At 33.9% G+C, this 16,241-nt stretch carries 19 protein-coding genes; 9 read left to right on the top strand and 10 right to left on the bottom strand.

The window, feature by feature from the left end; genetic code table 11:
* Nucleotides 1–96: IS3 family transposase (locus ACN6NE_RS19370; RefSeq protein ID WP_157842263.1), on the top strand; the 96-nt coding region annotated here is incomplete at its 5' end.
* A gap of 32 nt (nt 97–128) precedes the next feature.
* On the opposite strand, the gene ACN6NE_RS19365 is transcribed toward ACN6NE_RS19370, so the two are convergent.
* Together ACN6NE_RS19365 and ACN6NE_RS19360 are read right to left on the bottom strand one after the other, a co-directional pair.
* Nucleotides 129–386 carry a hypothetical protein gene (locus ACN6NE_RS19365; protein WP_474326618.1) on the bottom strand — a complete coding sequence of 86 codons (258 nt, stop codon included), beginning with the start codon at nt 384–386 and terminating at the stop codon, nt 129–131.
* Between the two features lie 61 nt (nt 387–447).
* Nucleotides 448–735: a hypothetical protein gene (locus ACN6NE_RS19360; RefSeq protein ID WP_474326615.1), complete on the bottom strand. Its 288-nt coding sequence runs from the start codon at nt 733–735 to the stop codon at nt 448–450.
* Nucleotides 736–1,144: 409 nt separating this feature from the next.
* On the opposite strand from ACN6NE_RS19360, the gene ACN6NE_RS19355 reads away from it, so the two are divergent.
* Nucleotides 1,145–1,324 (top strand): H-type small acid-soluble spore protein, encoded by a 180-nt coding sequence (locus ACN6NE_RS19355; RefSeq protein ID WP_013056420.1) that lies wholly within the window; start codon nt 1,145–1,147, stop codon nt 1,322–1,324.
* A 117-nt stretch (nt 1,325–1,441) separates the two neighbouring features.
* Entirely contained in the window at nt 1,442–1,612 is a 171-nt protein-coding gene (locus ACN6NE_RS19350) for a hypothetical protein (RefSeq protein WP_474326612.1), read from the top strand.
* A gap of 247 nt (nt 1,613–1,859) precedes the next feature.
* Here ACN6NE_RS19350 and ACN6NE_RS19345 read toward each other — a convergent pair whose 3' ends face one another.
* Nucleotides 1,860–2,177, bottom strand: a complete 318-nt coding sequence (locus ACN6NE_RS19345) for a DUF3243 domain-containing protein (protein ID WP_129707581.1) — start codon at nt 2,175–2,177, stop codon at nt 1,860–1,862.
* Nucleotides 2,178–2,427: 250 nt separating this feature from the next.
* On the opposite strand from ACN6NE_RS19345, the gene ACN6NE_RS19340 reads away from it, so the two are divergent.
* A complete protein-coding gene (locus tag ACN6NE_RS19340; protein ID WP_474326609.1) occupies nt 2,428–2,832 on the top strand; it encodes a hypothetical protein in 405 nt (134 codons plus the stop codon).
* A 330-nt stretch (nt 2,833–3,162) separates the two neighbouring features.
* On the opposite strand, the gene ACN6NE_RS19335 is transcribed toward ACN6NE_RS19340, so the two are convergent.
* Both ACN6NE_RS19335 and ACN6NE_RS19330 read right to left on the bottom strand, forming a co-directional pair.
* Nucleotides 3,163–3,351, bottom strand: a complete 189-nt coding sequence (locus ACN6NE_RS19335; protein WP_074897191.1) for a hypothetical protein — start codon at nt 3,349–3,351, stop codon at nt 3,163–3,165.
* Between the two features lie 252 nt (nt 3,352–3,603).
* Entirely contained in the window at nt 3,604–3,978 is a 375-nt protein-coding gene (locus ACN6NE_RS19330; RefSeq protein WP_129707577.1) for a cupredoxin domain-containing protein, read from the bottom strand.
* Between the two features lie 316 nt (nt 3,979–4,294).
* Between ACN6NE_RS19330 and ACN6NE_RS19325 the strand changes: the two genes are divergently transcribed.
* Both ACN6NE_RS19325 and ACN6NE_RS19320 read left to right on the top strand, forming a co-directional pair.
* Nucleotides 4,295–5,725, top strand: a complete 1,431-nt coding sequence (locus ACN6NE_RS19325) for a PQQ-dependent sugar dehydrogenase (RefSeq protein WP_474326606.1) — start codon at nt 4,295–4,297, stop codon at nt 5,723–5,725.
* A 350-nt stretch (nt 5,726–6,075) separates the two neighbouring features.
* Nucleotides 6,076–6,639, top strand: coding sequence for a hypothetical protein (locus tag ACN6NE_RS19320; RefSeq protein WP_474326604.1), 564 nt, complete (start codon nt 6,076–6,078; stop codon nt 6,637–6,639).
* Between the two features lie 57 nt (nt 6,640–6,696).
* On the opposite strand, the gene ACN6NE_RS19315 is transcribed toward ACN6NE_RS19320, so the two are convergent.
* Nucleotides 6,697–8,292, bottom strand: a complete 1,596-nt coding sequence (locus ACN6NE_RS19315; RefSeq protein ID WP_129707572.1) for an acetolactate synthase large subunit — start codon at nt 8,290–8,292, stop codon at nt 6,697–6,699.
* A gap of 458 nt (nt 8,293–8,750) precedes the next feature.
* Here ACN6NE_RS19315 and ACN6NE_RS19310 point away from each other — a divergent pair, with 458 nt between their 5' ends.
* A complete protein-coding gene (locus ACN6NE_RS19310; RefSeq protein ID WP_129707570.1) occupies nt 8,751–9,395 on the top strand; it encodes a glycosyltransferase in 645 nt (214 codons plus the stop codon).
* Nucleotides 9,396–10,151: 756 nt separating this feature from the next.
* On the top strand, nt 10,152–10,352 hold the full coding sequence (locus tag ACN6NE_RS19305) for a cold-shock protein (protein WP_013056409.1): 201 nt from the start codon (nt 10,152–10,154) through the stop codon (nt 10,350–10,352).
* A gap of 295 nt (nt 10,353–10,647) precedes the next feature.
* Here ACN6NE_RS19305 and cshA read toward each other — a convergent pair whose 3' ends face one another.
* On the bottom strand, nt 10,648–12,048 hold the full coding sequence (gene cshA / locus ACN6NE_RS19300; protein ID WP_474326601.1) for a degradosome RNA helicase CshA: 1,401 nt from the start codon (nt 12,046–12,048) through the stop codon (nt 10,648–10,650).
* 284 nt (nt 12,049–12,332) lie between these two features.
* Between cshA and ACN6NE_RS19295 the strand changes: the two genes are divergently transcribed.
* Nucleotides 12,333–12,536 (top strand): cold-shock protein, encoded by a 204-nt coding sequence (locus tag ACN6NE_RS19295; RefSeq protein ID WP_129707566.1) that lies wholly within the window; start codon nt 12,333–12,335, stop codon nt 12,534–12,536.
* A 284-nt stretch (nt 12,537–12,820) separates the two neighbouring features.
* Here ACN6NE_RS19295 and ACN6NE_RS19290 read toward each other — a convergent pair whose 3' ends face one another.
* The 3 genes from ACN6NE_RS19290 to ACN6NE_RS19280 all read right to left on the bottom strand — a co-directional run bounded on the left by ACN6NE_RS19290 (nt 12,821) and on the right by ACN6NE_RS19280 (nt 16,180).
* Entirely contained in the window at nt 12,821–13,024 is a 204-nt protein-coding gene (locus ACN6NE_RS19290; RefSeq protein ID WP_013056405.1) for a cold-shock protein, read from the bottom strand.
* A gap of 750 nt (nt 13,025–13,774) precedes the next feature.
* On the bottom strand, nt 13,775–14,377 hold the full coding sequence (locus ACN6NE_RS19285) for a hypothetical protein (RefSeq protein ID WP_438616521.1): 603 nt from the start codon (nt 14,375–14,377) through the stop codon (nt 13,775–13,777).
* A gap of 1,053 nt (nt 14,378–15,430) precedes the next feature.
* A complete protein-coding gene (locus tag ACN6NE_RS19280; RefSeq protein ID WP_474326598.1) occupies nt 15,431–16,180 on the bottom strand; it encodes an SAM-dependent methyltransferase in 750 nt (249 codons plus the stop codon).
* Nucleotides 16,181–16,241 lie beyond the last annotated feature (61 nt).

Raw genomic sequence — 16,241 nt, 5'->3', positions numbered from 1 at the left:
AGGTATATTGTTTATTACAACCACAAACGAATAAAAGTAAAATTAAAAGGATTGACCCCTGTAGAATACAGAATTCAATCCTCATTCGCTGCTTAGATAAAGGGTCTAACTTTTCGGGTTCAGTTCACTTAGAGTGACTTAGCATTAGGTTTATTCTTTACTTCATCAGGTACGTAATCTAAAAGTACGGATATTATTGTATTAAAATTCCAGGGAGTAAGATTGTTTCCAGTATTTTCTTTTAACTCAGTTCTTAGCTTTTCACCCCATATAGGATATTTATTGTTGCTTTTTGCCTCCTCTAACATATAATCGACTACATTTAGTACTTTATAATATTCATTTTCTTTTGTGCTAATATAATAATCCTTTTGTTTATAGTTCATATCTCCGATCCCCTTTTGGTTATTTATGAACAATAAATTTTTTCATAAGATAGCATCAAATTTAGACTATATCTCTTATTTCCTTATAACATCTACATTGATTTAAATAGTTTATAATATCTTGGTTATTTACTTCTTTAATATTATCTCCAAAAAGTTCAACGGCACTTTCTAAACGTTCAATTTTATTATCAATCGTTAGTACATATCGAAGTGCATCAACTACTGGTGCATTATGGTATGTACGACGAACGAAATATTCTTCGATTGCCTTATTTAAGTATTCTGATTCAGCCTTTCTAAATTTAGGTTCTGACCTTTGAAGGTTCTTTACCTCCATCTCTCTCATAAATCCCTCATCCTCTCCGATTTAATTTACTATTTTATTCCCCTACTAGAAGTAAAATAAAACTTAGTTTGTATACAAATTAATGTATTTTCTCAAAATAAAAAACACCTGTGAAGACAGATGTTTTTTGTAAACTTAACATGTTAAAGGAGAAACGATTCGTCAGCAAAAGGAGGAATCTGATTAGGTACAGTATGTGCTCATTTTTCGTATTTATACGTATTCGAATTAATTAAAGAATAAAATGAGGTTAAGCAAACCCATTGATGTTCGATTCGTGTAAGGTTAAAGGATAGATTAAATTTTGACGAAGTGAGTTATAGAATGTAGTCAAGTTATTGTTGAGGAAATATAGCTTTATCTTTTAATTGATGCATCACAGGGACATACTAAAAAATGAGGTGATAACATGGAAATAAATCGAGCTAAACAAATTCTTTCTTCCCCCAAGGAAATTGATGTTCATTACCACGGAGTTCCTATTTGGATTAAAAGTGTAGATGAAACATCAAGTATGGCTACCGTTCATGCGAGAGGAACACATGATGAAGACCGTATGGTTCCAGTCCTTGATTTAGAAGAAAAATAAAAAGTCGGAAAGGAAGAATGTAGTTTTTTTACATTCTTTTCTTCCATCTCCAAATAGAACCCAATAACTGATACCATATTTCTATAAGCTTTATTTATAAGAAAAAAGAGGTGCAGCATGAAAGAGAAAAAAGAACCACAACTTAGAAGTGGCGAGCTAGAAAATGCAGAACTAAAAGGCTATTATGGAATGGATCCTGAAACTAGCCTTCAATCTGTTAATTTTGCCACGACAGAGAACCTATACTTAAATGAGCATTGCCAAGAAGATTCTAAAGAAAATGAATAAAAAGAGAAGAAAATAACCGACCTTTATTTCTTTTCTGTAGTTATACATTTTTATTAAGTCGTCAATAAAAGGGTTTTTAGATAACATATTTCGATCTCAGCTTATTCTTACTTCTGCAACGATATTACCTGACACATAACCATTATAAAGAGCCACTTGCGTAAAACAAGTGGCTCTTTGCTACGTTGTTGAATACACCTGAATCCCTAATAAATAAGGGCAAAAAGCAATCTATAATTGATTTAGATTATTCTTTAACTAATTTAACAAGCATATGAGCAAGATGATGTTGTTCTTCCTCGTTTCCAACTTTCCATAACTCATGTAACAAGTATTGCTCTTCATTTTGTGGCTCCTCATGTGCCGCGAGATAATCAGCTATTTTTTTAGCTGCTAGAGCTAATTGATTATCATTTAACCCTAGTTTCTCACCTTTTGTGACTTTATCTCCTAAGTAACTTTTAAATTCGTTAAAACTAGAAAGGATGTTGTCTTTCTTCTCTTGACTCATTTCATTTAGTTTATCCCCTACTTTATTTTCAACGGTTTCAGTATTATTGTTCATTTTTCATTCTCCTTCCAATTAAGTATCAATGTTCTTATATGGTAAATCCCCCATTTACAGATATATAAACATTTCGTAGCCTACTCATTAAGCAGAATAATAGTGAACCTTGAATAAAACGCGATTATTTGTAATAAAGTTTAGTGAAAAACCTTTTTGATAACAGGATGTATTTCTTAGGATGTTAACAAACTAGGTTAGTTTCACAAAATTTAATCGGTTATTTAGATGAGGAACGGAGTGAATACAAATGAGTTTGGCTACTTATATAGGTTCGAACGTAGAATTACCTATTAATAATGAATTAGATGATTTAGTTACTATTGGGAGCTGCTTTTCAGATGAAAGAAATCGATTGAACATAAAGAAACATCAATTTACTACCCTTTATGTTTATGAAGTTGCAAGTGACTGGGGAATTGAAATTACGGAATATATGAATAAGAGCAGGCGTAAAGAATCAAAAGAGAAACAGATTGCACTATGCAAATTGATGGACCGCTATCTTAAGTCAGGAGACTTTTTTGAATTGTATAGTTGTTGGGTAGGGGAAGAAGCTGAAGAACAAGAGAGGAAATTAACATTAAACATCCATTACTTTGACATTGACGATATTGACATGCCGGAAAAAACATTAGTTAGAATTGAAAAATGAGTTCGTCCTATTATTAGGGTAAATTTCCCCCTACATGGTATACATAAAAAAGAAAAACTCCCCTAATGCCTTAAGAGAGTTTTTCTTTTTAGTTAAATATTAAGGGTGTAATTGCTTGTTACTTACATATCATTTAATATTTTTGTAGATATTTATTATAACCTATCAAATGATTTCGGGAAAGCAAAAAATGAAAGCGATTACTTTTAATTTAAAATAATAAAGGAGATATACTATATTTTTATGAGGTGTATTTTGCTTCTGAAAAAATGCAGACCTTAAGCTTAACTGTTTTAAATTTCCCCTTATATATTAATATAAAAGAAACTTTTATTCTTTATCGTTTCCTGGCACAACATTAGAAACCATAGAAGTGTCTCCAGTATAATACTTATGCGGATAAGGATCAGAAGGCTTGGCAGTCTTTGTTACAAACTCTTTCTCAAGATCACCTAATTCGGTTTCATCTGTATTATTCTCTGATACCTGCTCTAAATCATTTGATTGGTTATTCCCCATATAAAATTCCTCCTTTTAATTAAATAATGCTCATTGCTCATTAAGAATACGTTTTTTAATAATCTGGATATAGATGCTGTTTTTATTCTATACTTTCCTGTGCCTTTTCTTCATTTAGTATATATTTCAAATTAATATTTATTACTTTTTTGAAATTGTGAACGATTTATTCATACCTTTAAAATCCGTTATGTTAACTGAGAAAGTATGCTATATTCACTTCAAAAAGCAGAGACCGATTGGCCCTGCTTGTTATTTGACTATTACTTTCCCTACCATTCCACTATTAAAATGATACCTACATATCAGTTCATATGTACCTGGGTTTTGTGGTTTCACGGTAATAGTTTTTTCTTTTCCAGGCTGGATTTCAGCGTCAATGCCGAGTTTTTCTACTGTGAAGGTATGCTCTTTCTGACCTTCATTTTTCAATATCAATGTTATCGTCTTTCCACTCGGGATAGTGATGGTTTCTGGATTAAAGTAATCATCGTTCAACTGAACCTCCATGGCTTGCTGTCTTACCACGTCAGATTCGGCCAAAACGCCGAGTGACCCTGAAGTTATCACACCGATAACCATCGCAAACAAAACGACCCATCCCGTTAACCAGTTTTTCATAGACATTTACATTCACTCCTTTCACAAGTCATATTCTTTTCCAATTCATAAAATAATATCACTATTTTTTGTGAATTAATTATTATTTTTCCTTAATTTCAATTTTGGGAAGTCACAAATAGTTATGAACGCTGGGAGAATCTTGAGTGCTGAGAGAAGAAAATAGCAGGCTTAACCAGCACTAAATAAGTTTTATGAAAGAAGCTTCTCGATTAGGTCTCCCAATTAAATTACCGCACTTTACAAAATAGTATCGATACTAATAGAACAGTTATAATCATATTCTTATAAGAGAAAACATTAAAAAGGAGTGTTAAGTTAGTTGATCAAAGCTAAGGTTAGTTTACGGCCTATTGTTAGTAAGATAAATTTACCTACCGTTTTAAAAACAGCTATACTTCCAGGTGACTCATTTGAAAGCTTATTTATTGCCACCCAAGTAGGAGAGATCTTTTATATAAGAGACGAAGCTATACAGACTTTTTTAGATATTCGCTCACAAATCCTAAAATTGGGTACTTCTGAACCAGGTGTTTCTCGCGGGGGATATGATGAACGAGGACTGCTAGGGCTAGCGTTTCATCCAGAATTTTATTATAAAGGTCTGTTTTATCTTCATTACTCAGTAGCTGGAACACAAGGACCAGGTGCACTTTCCGAACATTTTAAGCCTAACCCGTGTGATCCTAAAACTTCAAAACTAAAGTGGATAAATAGAGAAACTAAATATGATCATATTGATACAGTGGAAGAATGGATTTTCCAACCAAATGGTCAACCTCAAAAAAGACGAACGTTACTTAACTTAAGAAGACCATTTTTTAATCATAATGGTGTCAACAGCTTAAACTTTTCACCTGAAACTGGAAAACTTATCTTAACAATCGGAGATGGCGGATCAGGATATGACCCCTTTAATTTAAGTCAGGATGATATGGAGATTTACGGAAAAATAATTGAAATTGATGTAAGTAAGAATACATTCATCCATAATCCACCCGCAGTCACACGCTTTCATGAACTCCCTTCACCTATTCAGGAAACCCTTACGCTCATTGCCAAAGGAGTTCGCAATATAACGGGCATTTCATTTCAAAAATTTTATAGTCAGTACATCAAATATGTGGGAAACGTGGGACAAGACGTGGTAGAGTCTATTTTTTCATTTGTTCATTATAAGCCAATACCTGTTCCTCAACTTGTTCAAGCTTCTTTAATGAGAGCTAAACCCAACCAAGAAGGATTTATTAACCTTGGATGGCGGGGATGGGAAGGAGATTTTCCAACTTCATTTATAAAAAGGTGTTCTGAAAATCCGGCCTTGGATGAGAAAATAATTGCTTATTACAATGAAGCAGTAAAAACTTCAGCGAGACGTCTTCAGCCTTTAACTAGTTATTTTCACAAAGATCCCCGCCCTAATAAATTTGGAGGGACCTCCCTTACAGGAGTTCAGCCATATATGGGAAACAAAATCCCTAGCTTAACAGGAAGCGTTATGTTTACGGATATTGCCCAGGTTAATGAATCTCAATCCCCAGTTAGAGGAGTTTTAGCTTATACCAAGGCAGGTACAGATTGTAAGCTAAATGATTTTAGTATTGTGGAAATTGATTATAATTTTGGTTCTCAATCGGCTTACTACGTTAGTTTGGGAACGAATCTGGATCAAACCAGGCTGTATTTAGGAGTTTATGGCTCTATGAAAGTGTCTGACTTTAATCAAGGTACTGTTTTTGAAATTGTTCCATGATTTACACTTATAAAATTCGACTAAACATTAATTTCCCCAAAAAATTATAGCTTAATTTTTTCACCAGCTATTTTATAGGAATGAGCAAATGAACTTTCTAGAAAATAAAAAAGCCTTTAATCAATAAAGCCCATAAAAGATTCATTTTATGGGCTACAGTACATACCTTTAAAAAGATAAAGAAATTTATCTTAACGGATACGACCTATTTCTGTAAAAGTAAATGCGACTTATTAATCCTCCCTCTTAATTTCTTTATATATTACACATAAGAGTTAATATATCGGGCAGTGGTCTAAATTAATCTTTAACCCCTTATAATGTAAACACAGTTAACCGAGGTGAAATTCATGTACTTTTTAAAGTCTCTTTCAAATGAAGTAAAATCTGCGCAGCTTCTTTTTAATAGACTATCTAAAACTAACCAGCTTGTATCAGGCGCTCTTTTCGCCAGCTTAGCAGCCCTTTTTCAATCAGCAGGAGGTTTCTTACCAGGAATAGGAATTTCCATTAGTCCATTATCTACTGCACCCATTCTTTTTTGTTTTGTACTTTCGCTCCCTCTAGGGTTTATTACCTATATATTAACAAATCTGCTTCTTCTGGTTATCCAGCCAAGTGAACTTATTATTTTTCCTTTTACAACAGGAATATTGGGAATGGGCATAGGAGCTGCTTTTTACTTTTTTAAAAAGAGATTGTACATTATTGTAAGTGGGGCCACCCTATTAACTGTTGGAATTATCACCTTATTGTACGGTTTCAAATTCCCAGTACTAGGTCCCGTGATTTCCAAGAATTTTTCTCTTTCTACTACTGGTTTAATTTTTGTATTTACTTTCCTTTATAGTTGGAGTTGGGTTGAACTCAGCTTAGCTTATTTAAAAAAATTAAAAACATTTATTTCCTTGTGAATCTCCAAATTAATCCCGTAATAGAGATAACTCGTTAAAATAATGGAGAAATCGCAATCAGCTTTTTAGAAGAACGTCAATTAGGACAATCTCATCTGAATTTTCCAAGGCTCTTTTCATTATATTTTCAAATTCAACTAAACTATTTGCTCGTTCTCCTTTAATTCCAAAGCTGGTTGCCAGTTGAACAAAATCTGGGTTTGTAAAAGTTACTCCATAGCTCTTACCAAACTTTTTGTTCATCATTTCCTGCTCTATTTTTAATGTAGAGTCGTTTAAAACAATAATGACGAATGAAATCCCTAAGCGCTTTGCCGTCTCTATTTCTGCAAAATTCATTAAAGCTCCTCCATCTCCAGTAATACAAATAACTGGATCATTAGGGCAGGCTAGTTTAGCTCCAATTGAGCCTGGTAAAGCAATACCCATGGAAGCTAGACCATTTGATATAATGAACTTGTTAGCGTTTTTGGGCTGATAAGTTCGGGCTATAGATACTTTATGAGCTCCTACATCTGAAATCACAATTGTTTCCTCTGAAGAGAGCTTGTCAATACTATGCAAGATATTCTCGATTGTCAAAGGCAGCAAATTGCTGTCTATCTTTTTCTCTTCAATGTGATAAGATTGCTTAATTTGTTTCTGGAGATTACCAGAGGGAATCCATGGTTTAGAAGGAATATCAAGCTGATTGAATACTCGTAAAGTCTGTTTTATATCTCCAACCAATTCGACTTCTATAGGATAATATTCATCTATTTCTGCCGGTAAAGTATCTATATGTAAAATTGGTGTTTTTTCTGTGTTCCATTCTTTGGGTAACTTCTCGACAAAATCAAACCCCATTACAATAAGTAGGTCAGCTTCCTTTAAGCCTGGGAGCACTTCATCTTTTTCATTAAATCCAAACGTAAAGAAATTTTTCGGATGATCTTTAGATAATACACCTTTAGCCATATAACTATGGGTAACCGGTGATTGAAGGCGTTCAATAAATGGTTGAAGCTCATCCAAGGCTCCCTGTCTAACAGCGCCGTTACCGATAATAACAAAAGGTCTCTCATGCTGCTTAATAAGAGTATTGGCAGCCTGAATTGACTCCAGTATAGGTATACTTACGGGTATAGATGTAGGTGAAATAGGTTTAATGGGAACGATTTGAGTTGCTAAGTCTTCTGGCAATTCTACTACTACGGGTCCTGGCTTTTCCATTTGTGCAACTTTAAATGCTTTTCGAATAATCTCAGAAAGCGTTTGTGAATCTTTTATTTGAACACGCCACTTCGTGGCCGGTTCTACCATTTTAACAATGTCCATATATTGATGGGACTCTTTATGTTGTCTCCCCAAAGCAGCCTGTCCTGTTAAAGCAACAACAGGGGAATGGTCTAGCTTTGCACTAGATATACCTGTCAATAAATTAGTAGCTCCGGGTCCTAATGTTGATAAACATACGCCTACTTTGTTTGTTAACCTTCCGTATACATCTGCCATAAAAGCAGCTCCTTGCTCATGCCGCACATTCACGAATTGAATCTGTTTAGAGTTAGATAAGGAATCAATAAAATCCAATGTCTCTTTACCAGGTATTCCGAAAATATATTCAACTCCCTCATTTTCTAAACATTGAACAAGTATATCCGTCACTTTCATATTGTTCGACCTCTCTTTAGATAGTATTTTGACAAGCTTATGTGAAAGAAATAGCTCATTAATTCTTATCTCGTTTTTTCTAGTTTTAACTAACCGAAATCGTAAATATATGGAATGAAATCATACTCACTAACTATTGTTTATAGTGTTGCCATTAGGTTCTTATGTTAAATACATTTTTTAGAGAATGTATAAATAATTGGATGCGTCAAAAAGATTGGAAGGAAATTAGACCTCAATGACTGTTTCTTTATTAGTGAACAAAAAAGGCTTTATTTTTTCTGCTATAACCTTACAGAAAGGTATCCTCTGTAACCCTTCCTCTATGTTGGCTGATTGAAAATGTGGAGATAACCTATAAAAAATTACTATTAGAAAGTAACATTTTAAGGAATGTAAAAAATCCCATATACAAACAATAAGACGCATATTCGTTTAAATTGGAAGGAGCCGTTTTTATGAAAAGATTATTATTGATGGGATTTATGTTGTTGTTTTCGCTAAACATGCTGGTTGAACCAAGTAGTGCTCGTGCTGAAACACAAGAACATCGTGTTAGTCAATCTCAGGTAAAGTTTGAAAATGAATTTAGAAGACTTTGGATGGAACATGTATTGTGGACAAGCAATTATATTACAAGTGCAACAACAGCAGGATCAGAAGACCAAAAACAGGTGTTGGCAAGGTTATTAAAAAATCAGGAAGATATCGGGAATGCTTTGAAGCCGATATACGGAGAGAAAGCTGGGAACAAACTTACGGCTTTGCTTAAGGAACATATTGTGATTGCTGGCAAGATTGTAGATGCGGCTAAAACGGGAAAGAAAGCCTTGGTGAATCAATTAAACAAAGAATGGTATAGAAATGCTGATGATATAGCAGCGTTCCTTAGCCAGGCTAACCCTTATTTGAAAAATGAAGATTTGAAAAAATTACTGTATATGCATCTAAAATTAGTGACAAATGATTTATCTGCAAGCTTAGAAAAAGATTGGGAAGCAAGAATCGTTGCAATTGATGAAGGAGTCTCACATATTATCTTAATGGCAGGTACTATATCTGCGGGAGTTGTGAAGCAGTTTCCAGAGAAATTTAATCAATAATCTTAATAATCTCCAGTAGAATGCTGGAGATTATTTGAAATTTCTTCATGAAAAACTGCACTTGTAAGAACTCTTTTGATTGATGCCTCTAGGAAACCTTATGTTCACTAAAAAGGTACATGTAGATATTCTGCATAAATCGTCATACCAAAAAAAAGGTTTATTAAATTTAAACACTGGGTATTATCAAATCAAGACGATGTGTTAAGAGTACCGCCCGTGCATGGGGTGTGTCCTTCTCTATTCTATAAAAAATGGCGCTTCCAACGGCGTCATTTTTTATTTGTAAACAAGTTTACGGATGCTAGTGCGAAGGTTGTATTTATATGAAAAAGGTACATGGATTCTTATCTAATAGAATCTATTTTTACACTACTATTCAAAAAATTCCCAGTGAACTTCCCTTTCTTTTGGACAGACCGGTCTCATTATGCTCTCTCATCTAATTTAGGTTCATACTTATGAATACAATGCCCATAATGATTGTATGGGCATTGGCTAATTTTCGGCTTTCATCCTTTCCATGTTTAAAAGATCATTTATAAATATTTTGAAGTTTTTGCACGAGAATCTCATTATGATGTAGATCGTCATACCCTAATCACCTTTTTAGTGAAGTGAGTACTGATAAAGAAAGTTAGAAAGATCACATTAATTTAAGTTTAAGATGTCTCTATTGGGATAATATAATAAATAAGCTAGATTTAATGATAATCTGGTTTTATTTTCTATATTCATTCTAGGAGGCAACAAAAAATGGAACACGGTAAAGTGAAATGGTTTAATGCTGACAAAGGTTTTGGATTTATTGAGCGTGAAGGTGGAGAAGATGTATTTGTTCACTTCTCAGCTATTCAAGGTGAAGGCTTTAAATCCTTGGATGAAGGTCAAGAAGTGACTTTTGATATCGAACAGGGGCAACGCGGACCACAAGCGACAAACGTAAATAAAGCATAAGAAACCATAATAAAAAACAGACTCTATTTTCAGAGTCTGTTTTTATTTAAAAAGATTTTTATATCAAAACTTGTTCATCAATAATTATAGTTCATGTTTTTTTAATTCTTCTTCAAAGAAAAAGGTACTTGGATATTTGTCGACTGTATAAGAGTATCTTTTCATGTTTTTTACATAATGACTTTTTAAGATTGTCACTGATTCATTCGATACTCTTATATTTACTATTTCTCCATTACTAAATATTTTCTCACTCATAGCCCTTATCCTTTCTCGCATCAAAAGTAATCAAGGATTATTTTCTATACGTTTTTTTACGGCCTGCTGTTTCTTTTCTACCTCTATTTCTCTTACGTTCTGTTTTTGCCTTTTTATTACGAAGCGGTGCCACTTCAGTTAATTGGAAAGGGGTCATATTTGATTCTTTTGTTAAGAGCTTTAAAGTGGCTGACAGTAAAGAAACAGAATCCACTTCTTCTAATAACTTTTCCGCCATTGGCTTATATTCCACAAACTCCCCCTTGTCGATAGCGGTCAAAACCTGGTGAATGATTGCTTCCTGATGCCCTGCCATTACCTCACTAGAAGTAGGAGGTGATTGTCTAGACATTTTGGTTTTCGTGACATCTTCGATCACTTTTAAGTGATTACGTTCTCTTGGAGTTATAAAGGTAACTGCCAATCCCTTAGTACCTGCCCGTCCTGTTCGGCCAATACGATGAACATAGCTTTCAGGGTCCTGAGGAATATCAAAATTGTAGACATGGCTAACACCTGTAATATCAAGTCCTCTTGCTGCAACGTCGGTTGCAACCATAATCTCAATCGTATGATTCTTGAATTGACGAATTACATCGGCACGTTTGGATTGCGTAAGATCTCCATGAATGCCTTCTGCTGCATACCCACGCTTTTTTAGCCCTTCAGCAAGTTCATCCACACGTTTTTTTGTGCGTCCAAACACAATAGCAAGTTCTGGTGATTGAAGATCTACAAGATTACAAAGAACATCAAATTTTCGATTCTCTGGAATTTCCATATATTGCTGCTCAATGTTCTTTACCGTTAACTCCTTCGCTTTTACTTTTACGAGTTCAGGATCGTTCATAAATTTCTGCGCTAAACTTTGTACTTGCTTGGACATGGTTGCTGAAAATAGTAAGGTTTGATGGGGAGAAGAGATGCCACCAAGGATCGTTTGGATATCTTCAATAAAACCCATGTTTAACATCTCATCTGCTTCATCCAGAACAGCTGTACGAATATGATTTAAACGAATGGTTCTTCTTTTCATATGGTCCTTAAGGCGTCCTGGGGTTGCCGAGATAATATGCGGTCTGTTTTTAAGAGCTTTGATCTGACGATTAATATCCTGCCCTCCATAAATGGGTAGCGTTTTAACTCCTTTTACTTGTCCAATTCGATTTAACTCCTCAGCTACTTGAATAGCCAGTTCACGTGTCGGTGCTAAAACTATTCCCTGAATCCCTTCTTCACCAAGCTCAACCCGCTCTATAAGGGGGATGCCAAAAGCTGTTGTCTTGCCAGTACCGGTTTGAGCTTGTCCAATTAAATCTTTACCCGTCATAGCTATCGGAATAGCTTCAGCCTGAATCGGCGTAGCCTCTTCAAAACCCAAGTTATGAACTGCCTTTTCAATTTCCTTGCTTAAATTAAAATCAGAAAATTTTTTCATTTTTTCGCGCTCCTTCTCTTACTTAAATTCAGAAATGAGAAAAGTACTCTTTAACCAGAGATATTATTTATTCATTTCTGCGTATTGGAAATCAGTGTTATTATTCACGAACATCTTATTTTAGCGTATCTATACAAGGCGAATTCATGCCTTATTTTATCCGCACTTCCGTGTATTTATAAATTTTTATAAGATCTATAAAGTGTGTTTTAATTTAGAAAGATATGGTTCTTACTATTTCTCTTTTAAAAGGTATACTATTTAGGAGGAGGGATGATACAGTTATGTATTATAACCATAGGAAGAAAAATCAAGAGCCCTTACCTAAAGAAAAAATAGAGATTTGGGAATGTGAATCAGAAGAATGTAATGGTTGGATGAGAAAAAATTTCTCTTATCAAAATCATCAAAAGTGTCCTTTATGTGGCCATAAAATGAGAACAGGAGAACGGCTTTTAGATGCGTCTCCTAATCCCCATCAAAAATAATTTATGCCCGGCTGTTGTATAAATTTATAAAAAACTTACGGTACTTCTTTAACTGAAAGTAACCTGCTTGCCAAACAAACATGCCATATTTGCTTCGTATTTCTAGCGTATGGTATAACTAGGCCATACCTTGTACCCTTCGTATGACTCAGAGACCAGACTTAAAACGCTGGTTTTTCTATTATAACGAGATTTTAAAATGAAATATAATATGTTTTTTGCTAGCTAGTGAAATCAAAAGTAAAAAAAAGACTCCTAGGTGGAGTCTTTTTTACTCATTTTAATTATGCTACTTTATGAACGTTAGCAGCTTGTGCTCCACGTTGGCCTTGTTCGATGTCAAACGTTACTTTTTGACCTTCTTCTAATGATTTAAAGCCTTCACCTTGAATAGAGCTGAAATGTACGAATACATCGTCTCCGCCTTCAATTTCGATAAAACCGAAGCCTTTGTCTGCATTAAACCATTTTACTGTACCTTGTTCCATAATATTGCCTCCTGGTGTGGAATACTCCACACTTGTATTACTACCCTTGTCCAACCATACTATCTTAAGATGAAAATTTCTATGGAAGAGATTTCTCTTCTCTCAATCCTACACCGAACAAAAATAATTAACCTAAGCGTAACACACAGAACCGAAGATAGCAAATACAGAAAAATAGATAAAATTTTAAAATGGAAATATATGTATCTGAATAAACCTTAATTTAAATTACTAGCAGTACATAAATTCAATGAACTTTCACCATTTTTTCACCTCTGTATATTACTTACAAAATAATAAGCGTATTAAGAAACCTGCTGTTTTTGTGTATATGAAATTTTTCATAAAATTGATATCTTGGGCATAATACAGGATAGACACTTGGTAGAGGGGGGATTGTGTGAGACTGAAGGATGGAAACTTTTATACAGATAGTAGAACCAATAAGGTATATAGATTAAATGAAGATAACAAAGGAAGCTGGTACCTGAGTACTCATGATGATGAAGATAATGATCAAATGTCAAGAACTTCGGGCCGTAACATGATGAAAATGTTAAAGAGTTTTTATAACAAAGTGAACGACAGGTGAAAATTTACAGATCTGGAAAACGGTATAAAAAATATAAAGCTAGCTGTGTTAAGCTAGCTTTATTTCTAGTTTATAGAGCTAGTTATCATAATGGTTTTTTTAGGAATTAAGCAACGATATTAACAAAAAACTTTAGCCTGGCCGTTGGCAATCACCTATTATTTAATTTCGATTGCAGAAGCCTTGTTGTCCCAATCCGACGCCATATTAGCAGTTTTACCATACCAATCGGAGTGTCTAAAGGAAACTCCTTTCCCATATCCTTGAGATGAAGTATGCTCCCACAGCGTCGTGGAATAGCTTGAAGAAGGTGATGCCGTACTTAAGGATGAAATTCTGTCATTCCAGCTCGAGGGCAAATTTTTAAACCCGTCTCTCCAATAAATATACTGTCCACCTTTATTTTTAGACTCATAGAAATCGGTACAACAGGAACCACTGCCCATCATATTGACTTTGTTTTGAAGTTTCTGTTTATCTTTTTCAATAAATGCGTTCAAAGCTTCCCTGCTCGTAAATCCATACGCCAACCAATCACCATTTTTATTCTGTTTAGGTAGAACCATGATTACTTTTATATCTGTGTCGGCAATGTTATTCGCTTTAGATTGGAAATTCACATCTTTTCCATCCACTGTTAAATAATGATACGAATTAATCGTATACTCTTTTTCCGCATACGCCGCGCCCGTAGAAACTGGTATAAATCCCATCACAGCAAAAAGACAACATAGTGCGGAAAGACAAAGTTTTACTCGCAAATTCTTCACTCCTGTATTATTTTAATTTAGATACTTTAGTAAGAAAAAGTAGACTGATGTTAACAGTCCTTGCGTAAAATCTTGATGGAACAGCCAATACCGGCTTGTAAACCAATGGATGAATCCACTTTTATTACTTATGTTAGTACTTTTTCTGTTTTTACAGTGGGGTGTTTATACTCAGCTACTCTAATCCCCCCTAACTTTAATATGCTATATACAGAAAAAACCAAATGTATATTTCTGTAGGATAAATATAATGAATATTCGAAGTATAATGAAATGCCAATACTACCAAATTTCAAGTTAATAAAATTTATTTGTTTTTTTACATAAATTTCAATTTAATGATGAGATAAATATTATTTGTTGAATCTTATAATGATTTTTATTCGAAATAGAATAGTTTAGATCTTTATTTATGTAATATGAAGGCAATCTTCTTTATTTTTTATAATAAAGAAGGCTCAAAATAATCAATAAAATAACCAGACCAAAAGAACTGAATTTTTACTCAGTTTTCTTTTTGATAAGTAAATTCAATACGTTTATATAGCTAAATAACAGAGTTAGTTATTACTCCCTGTATAGAAAAACAACCCATTTGTCGCCACTGAGTATAAATAATAAAATTTTTTATATTTCTTAGATGCTTTAACATTTACTTAAATTACTTTATTACTTTCAACGATATACCTTACCATTTAACAAAATAGATTTATTTACAAATGATAATATTTTATCTTTCCAGTATATTAATCTATAAAACTGGACAGACTAATAACGTATTCCCCCCTATTCCAATAAATTTGAAAATCCTTTGCCAATATCAGCAAAGGATTCTTTTTATATATAAACATTTCTTGAGGTGCAAATCCTTGAAAACTAGCAGTAAGATATATACCAATAGAAGGAGAACCCAAGTCAGCAAAGAGACCAATATGATTCCTATGTAAAAACCAGAACCTGTAAGATCATCCTTCTTTTTTTATCCTCACCTCTTGCTCAGATTTTTTGTTCCATAATGGAAGTAATCTCAGGCTCTGTTAAAATTTATTGATTTTGAAAAAGATAAAGACCAAATCCTAAAGTATCTCTGCCCCATGTAAGATAAGTACGTTTCCATGATCTAATTTTATTTAACATACTGTGATAATCAGGGTCGTTCGGGTTTTCATAACAATATTTTTCCATAGACATAGCATATAGTCCTTCATATTCGTCCCAATCATCATCACTTGCAACAACTGACCAAATCGGCACGAGCCCCATACTTTCTCCGATAAAAACATTCTCATGGTGTTTTTTTAATTCTGACTCATCCGCTCCACCAAGTGCATCTAAATATTCCTGACTAGGTTTCTTTTTCCAGTACCCTTCTCCTACTAGAATAAATCCGCCCTTTTTGACATTTCTTTTAAGAGCTTGTAACGTTAATTCCAGGCTCCCCAAAGCATGAGTAGAACCCACACAAATTCCTACATCAAAATGATTAACGTATTCACTTATCACTTGTTTGGCATCTTGTACAATGTACGTAATTTTTTCTTCAGGAATTCTTTTTTTGGCCTGTTGCTTTGCCTCTAAAATAGAACCTTCATATGACTCTACGGCTATTGCTCCAATACCATACTTTTCAACTAAACGTATTAACAATTCACACTTCCCAGCCCCGATATCCAACACTTTTGCATGAGGTTCTAACTGAAGAAAATCAATAATTCTATTGATTTTAGTTTCACTGATCGGGTTACTAAATAAATGTTCTCTGTGGGCAATTGATGAGAATTTATTTCTGTCCATTGATTGAACTCCCCTTTGTCCTTTTTAGATGCTTATTTTTCCCATTAAGTTATTTAGGATA

The organism is Priestia sp. 53B2, assembly GCF_056099005.1.
The sequence above is the reverse complement of the archived record's forward strand: the minus strand, read 5'-3'. Positions and strand labels throughout refer to the sequence as shown.

Bases quoted from the DNA above. Each gene is read 5' to 3' on its own strand.
- ACN6NE_RS19320 (WP_474326604.1), top strand. From the start codon at position 6,076: ATGTACTTTTTAAAGTCTCTTTCAAATGAAGTAAAATCTGCGCAGCTT.
- ACN6NE_RS19330 (WP_129707577.1), bottom strand. From the start codon at position 3,978: ATGTCTATGAAAAACTGGTTAACGGGATGGGTCGTTTTGTTTGCGATG.
- ACN6NE_RS19280 (WP_474326598.1), bottom strand. From the start codon at position 16,180: ATGGACAGAAATAAATTCTCATCAATTGCCCACAGAGAACATTTATTT.
- cshA (WP_474326601.1), bottom strand. From the start codon at position 12,048: ATGAAAAAATTTTCTGATTTTAATTTAAGCAAGGAAATTGAAAAGGCA.
- ACN6NE_RS19340 (WP_474326609.1), top strand. From the start codon at position 2,428: ATGAGTTTGGCTACTTATATAGGTTCGAACGTAGAATTACCTATTAAT.
- ACN6NE_RS19310 (WP_129707570.1), top strand. From the start codon at position 8,751: ATGAAAAGATTATTATTGATGGGATTTATGTTGTTGTTTTCGCTAAAC.
- ACN6NE_RS19360 (WP_474326615.1), bottom strand. From the start codon at position 735: ATGAGAGAGATGGAGGTAAAGAACCTTCAAAGGTCAGAACCTAAATTT.
- ACN6NE_RS19365 (WP_474326618.1), bottom strand. From the start codon at position 386: ATGAACTATAAACAAAAGGATTATTATATTAGCACAAAAGAAAATGAA.
- ACN6NE_RS19290 (WP_013056405.1), bottom strand. From the start codon at position 13,024: ATGGAACAAGGTACAGTAAAATGGTTTAATGCAGACAAAGGCTTCGGT.
- ACN6NE_RS19345 (WP_129707581.1), bottom strand. From the start codon at position 2,177: ATGAACAATAATACTGAAACCGTTGAAAATAAAGTAGGGGATAAACTA.
- ACN6NE_RS19305 (WP_013056409.1), top strand. From the start codon at position 10,152: ATGGAACACGGTAAAGTGAAATGGTTTAATGCTGACAAAGGTTTTGGA.
- ACN6NE_RS19355 (WP_013056420.1), top strand. From the start codon at position 1,145: ATGGAAATAAATCGAGCTAAACAAATTCTTTCTTCCCCCAAGGAAATT.
- ACN6NE_RS19315 (WP_129707572.1), bottom strand. From the start codon at position 8,292: ATGAAAGTGACGGATATACTTGTTCAATGTTTAGAAAATGAGGGAGTT.
- ACN6NE_RS19295 (WP_129707566.1), top strand. From the start codon at position 12,333: ATGTATTATAACCATAGGAAGAAAAATCAAGAGCCCTTACCTAAAGAA.
- ACN6NE_RS19350 (WP_474326612.1), top strand. From the start codon at position 1,442: ATGAAAGAGAAAAAAGAACCACAACTTAGAAGTGGCGAGCTAGAAAAT.
- ACN6NE_RS19335 (WP_074897191.1), bottom strand. From the start codon at position 3,351: ATGGGGAATAACCAATCAAATGATTTAGAGCAGGTATCAGAGAATAAT.